A 4,481-nucleotide genomic window follows, 5' to 3' on the forward strand; every position below is an offset into this window, starting at 1 on the left:
TGTAGTGGCTTGCAATGATGCGCGGCCGGAACTGCAATAAAGGACGGTTTCCGGCTCACATTGCGTGAGACGGAAGGGCGCGGCAGACGCAGTTTCGTTGAGACGCAAATCACATTCGGTGCGACGGACGTGAGATGTTCGGCGATGGGCGCAGGATCGCGGACACGGCGGTCAAAGCGGCAATCCTGCTGCTCGCATATCGTCGGTCAGTTCGCGCGCACGAGCCGGGTCGAGTCCGCCCCGGAGCAATTGGCGGATTTCCGCCGGCTTGGCGTAGAACTGGTCCGCCAGGCTCTTCGTGTCGTAGCCGTGGCGGGTAAGCTGAGGTTCGAGGTCGTCGATCTGGCGTGAAAGCACACCCTCGACGGTCGCGGCGTCGATCGGTTTCACGCTGGCCTCGAACCCTGCCTCGAACGCCCGCACAAGATGACGGCCGATCTGGAGCGGGGTCTTGAGCTTGGCGGCGAGCAGGATCGCGGCATCCTCGGTCAGCACGGCATCGGGCTCAATCCCCGGCGACAGCGCAGTGCGCAGCGCCCAGTCGATGTAATCGCGCTGACGGTCGCGCAGACCGCCAAACTCGAACACCGTCGTCCGATCGCCGATTTCCTCCATAAGAGGGCGCTTGAGGTCGTTGCGCAGCTTTGGATGGCCGACGAGGATCACGGCAAGTTGACCGCCGCCCTCGGTGACAAGCTCGACGAGGCGCTTGAGCGCGGTCAGCGTTTTGGGATGGAGGTCGTGCGCGTCGTCGACGAACAGTGCGACCGGCCGCTTGGCCTTGCGGAACAGCTCCTGCAAATCGCGTTCGCGCCGTTCCGACTGGCTGGGGATCGAGACGGTCTTCTCCGACGAGAGGTCGTAGAACAGGGCCGCGACCAACAGCGGTACCGATATCTTGGCCTTCTCCAGGCTGAGCGCGCGCGACACGATCACGCGCCCCTCGCGCTCCAGCTCTTCGCGCAGTCGCCGCGTCAGCACGGTCTTGCCCGAGCCGATGGTGGCGGTGAGCGCAACTAGGCGTCCGCCATTAATCGCAGTCTTCAGATCATGGGTGAGCTGGGCATGATGCTCGGTCTCGAAGAAGCCGAGATCGACCGGAGGCCGGGCCAGTCCGTAATAGCGCATTACCTCGGTTTGCATCAGCCGCTCCGTCTATGGCCGGGCGGGAATCGCCTGCGGATTTCTTCCATCACCTCGGGCCTGGAGAGCGTGCGCGCGAGCAGCGCGTCGATGAAGGCGCGGTCCTCCTCGCAAAGCCCGCCCAGGGGCAGGCGCAACTCCTCGGATATGGCGAAGCGTGCCTTGAGCGGCGTGGCGAAGGTGAGTTCGCCGAACGGGTCGGGATCGGCAAATGGCCGGGCCGGCACAGGCGCGATCCCATCGGCAGGCTTGCGACCGATCACCACGATGTCATTCTCGCCCGTCAGGACCGAGCGGGGAATCCCGATTTTCGTTGCCAGCGCATCAACCCGATCCGCGCGAATCTCACGCCGGCTCTTGCGATGTTTGCGGTAGCGATGCAGCGGCACCGGCCCTCCGACCGGATCGAACGGTCCGTACCGCTCGTCGCCATATTCAACCCATAGCTCCTGGTCGAACAGCCCCCACCAGACGACGACCGTTTCGCCGGCCACCTCGGACGTGACCTCATAGGTAACGCCAGCGACGGTCAGGCGGCAGTCGAGCCCGACCTTGCGGCGTTCGGGCTCGCGGGCGAATGCACAATAGCGCTCCCAACCGCACATGGCGCGAATGCCGCCGTCGGGCAGATGCCCGAGCCAGTCGTCGATCCGGGAATGCGGCTCGCGACGATGATCGCCACCGTTGTAGGTGGCGATGTAGCGGGCCAGCCAGCGATTGGCCTCTTCCTCACTGGTGGGTTCGTGGAAGTGGTACAGCGTCTCGTGCGCTTCCTTGACGGTGCGGAACGGTCGCTCGACCTTGCCTTTGGCGCGCGCGGTAGTGCGGCGTCCGTCCGACCCTGCCGGCATGTGCGGGGTGACGGTGATCCCGAGACATTCCATGACCCGCTTGAACACGCTCGATTTGCCGACCGGGCCGCCATCGAGCTGGATGTTCTCCGGAATGCCTTCGAAGGGATTGTCCTCCTTCGGCGCCATCGCCCGGAACAGGAAGCGCAGCGCCGCCTCGGCATCCTCGCCGTAAACCAGCGCATATTCCTGATAGACGACGCCCGACCGGTCATCGACCACCGAGAACAGCATCAGCGTCGGTGCGCCGCCCCGATCGGGATCGATCCAGGTCGGGGCTTTCAACTGTTTGAGGTCCGACGGGCTCATGTCGAAATGCCAGAGCATGTTGGCGCGTTCGGCCTGATAGCGCACCGCAGTCGGCTCGCGCGTCATCCGCTCGGTGTCGTACCCGCGTTGCCGCATGTGGCGATTGAGCGTCGAGGCCGCCAAGCGCCCTGACGGCAGCTTCACCAGACCGCGATCGGGGGTCTCGACGCCGTGTTCAGTGACGATTTCGAGGATACGTTTCGTCGAGAGGCGACGACCCTGCCGGTTGGTCGTGCGGCTCTTCATCGCCGCGACGACCTCGCACCACCACTCAATCTCGTCGGCAGGCATCGTCCGCGACAGACCACGATCGGCGCGGTGCGCGTCCTTCGGACGCCTCTCGCCGCGCAACAGCCGGTAGAGCGTGGCGCGGCTGATATCGTAGAGTTCGGCGGTCGATGCCATCAGCGGCTGCCGCTCAGGATGCCTCGCCGGAAGTGCCGCCAATCGACGCCGGAGCGTCACGATCGCCTCAATGGGGACCGTGACGCCCGCGCTCATTACGCAGCCTGGCTTTGTAGTTGCCGACTGGGACCAGCATCGAGCAACGCCTGCCCCGGCGCCTTGGGAGTGCCGTCGCCGTTGACGTAGACATAGAGCGTGGTGGTCGTGATTCCGAGCCGCTTGGCGACATCGGCTGCGACGGCACCCCGATCGGACATCGCCGCCATCGCCATCGTCAGCGTCGCCCGGTTCATCTTGCGCGGCCGACCGCCCATGCGACCGCGCGCGCGCGCCGCAGCAAGGCCGGCATGGGTGCGCTCGGCGATCAACTCGCGCTCGAACTCGGCGAACGCCGCGAAGATGCCGAAAGCGAGACGGCCATTGGCAGACGTTGTGTCGATCTGCGCGCCGGCACCGGCCAGGACCTTCAACCCGACCCCGCGCGACCGGAGATCCTCCGCCGTCGTCACGAGGTGACGCAGATCGCGACCGAGCCGGTCGAGCTTCCAGATGACGAGCGTGTTGCCTGGCTGGAGCGCCTTCAGGCAGGCGGTGAGTCCCGGCCGGGCATCATGCCGACCCGAGGCCATATCCTCATAGATGCGGGATGGATCGATGCCGGCCGCGAACAGTGCGTCGCGCTGCGGCTCCAGCGTTTGCGTGCCGTCCGACTTGGACACCCGGATATAGCCGATGAGCAATGCGTACCCCGCCAGAAAAGATCACCGGCATGGTGCAAGATGGCGCTGGTTTTCACAACGGGTTTTCTTGCTGTTTTCGGGCAGCCGGAAGCGGCATCGCCCGACCGCGAGAAAACCGCTCGTTTTCCTGGCGGTCCCGGCATCGGTTTCCGGCGATCAGGCTGCGCTACGGTTTTCCACCGCCTTGCAAATTCTTTCTGCTGTCGCCTTGAGCACCTGTTCCACCAAAGCCTGGGAACCGAGCGGTAAATCCGAGGATTTGAATTCGGATACTAATCGCGCGCAGCCGTCGGCCCAACTTCGCCTCAACTCCGTCAATCGCTCCGACAGGTCGCCTGTGCGACCATCAACGGCTGCCTGGGCCTCTCGCTCGAGTTCGGCGGCAGCGCGCAGCACGTGCACGAGCTTTGCTTTCATGGGCTCAGGCAACTCGGGTAAATCGCCATGGGGATGGCTGCCGGAGGCCATCATGGCCTGGTTCCGTTCCGAAACCTCCTCCATGATTCTGGCATAACGCTCAAACCCGGGAAAGCGGTCACACAGATCGCGTAACGCCCGGTCGCTTGCAGTGGTGTAGATGGCGTGCAGGTCCTGCATGTGGCCGATCATATGATTGGCCAGCGCGATCCCGGTGATTCCCTGCGCTTCAAGCTGGCGGACCCGCAGGTTAATGGCGGCAGCGATCCGGTTGGCATCGGTCATCTCGCACCCGTCCTTTCGCTGCAGCATCGTGAGCACGTCGCCTTCGACTGGAGGCAGCACCGCGTGATTGCAAGCGTCGTGCGGAGCGGACCATGCCTGCGGTCTGTCATGGCTTAGCAACCTCACAGGTCGAAAGGGCCACGAAGTCGCAACGTCATGGCGTGTCCGCGATCCTGCGCCGATCGCCGAACATCTCGCGTCCGTCGCACCGATTGTGATTTGCGTCTCAACCAATGTGAGCCTGCCGGCCCCTAACGTCTCACCCAATGTGAGCCGGAAACCGCCCTTTATTGCAGTTCCGGGCGATCATCATTGCAAGCCGCTACAGCTA

At 64.3% G+C, this 4,481-nt stretch carries 4 protein-coding genes; all 4 read right to left on the reverse strand.

Annotated elements, in window-relative coordinates:
• Positions 1-171: 171 nt before the first annotated feature.
• Complete coding sequence (locus EJC47_RS20615) at positions 172-1,143, reverse strand: ExeA family protein (protein ID WP_126849568.1); 972 nt, start codon at positions 1,141-1,143, stop codon at positions 172-174.
• Positions 1,143-2,804 carry an IS481 family transposase gene (locus EJC47_RS20620; protein WP_126849569.1) on the reverse strand — a complete coding sequence of 554 codons (1,662 nt, stop codon included), beginning with the start codon at positions 2,802-2,804 and terminating at the stop codon, positions 1,143-1,145. Before EJC47_RS20620 ends, EJC47_RS20615 begins: the two co-directional genes overlap by 1 nt.
• Positions 2,804-3,448, reverse strand: a complete 645-nt coding sequence (locus EJC47_RS20625; protein WP_126849570.1) for a recombinase family protein — start codon at positions 3,446-3,448, stop codon at positions 2,804-2,806. Before EJC47_RS20625 ends, EJC47_RS20620 begins: the two co-directional genes overlap by 1 nt.
• Before the next feature lie 156 nt (positions 3,449-3,604).
• The gene (locus EJC47_RS20630; RefSeq protein WP_126849571.1) at positions 3,605-4,150 is read right to left on the reverse strand and encodes a hypothetical protein; all 546 of its coding nucleotides are present in this window, start codon (positions 4,148-4,150) and stop codon (positions 3,605-3,607) included.
• Between the last annotated feature and the right edge of the window lie 331 nt (positions 4,151-4,481).

It is taken from the genome of Sphingomonas sp. TF3 (assembly GCF_003985085.1).
Classification (GTDB): domain Bacteria; phylum Pseudomonadota; class Alphaproteobacteria; order Sphingomonadales; family Sphingomonadaceae; genus Sphingomonas.

Coding starts and splice junctions, on each gene's coding strand:
- EJC47_RS20615 (WP_126849568.1), bottom strand. CDS start 1,143: ATGCAAACCGAGGTAATGCGCTATTACGGACTGGCCCGGCCTCCGGTC.
- EJC47_RS20620 (WP_126849569.1), bottom strand. CDS start 2,804: ATGAGCGCGGGCGTCACGGTCCCCATTGAGGCGATCGTGACGCTCCGG.
- EJC47_RS20630 (WP_126849571.1), bottom strand. CDS start 4,150: ATGACCGATGCCAACCGGATCGCTGCCGCCATTAACCTGCGGGTCCGC.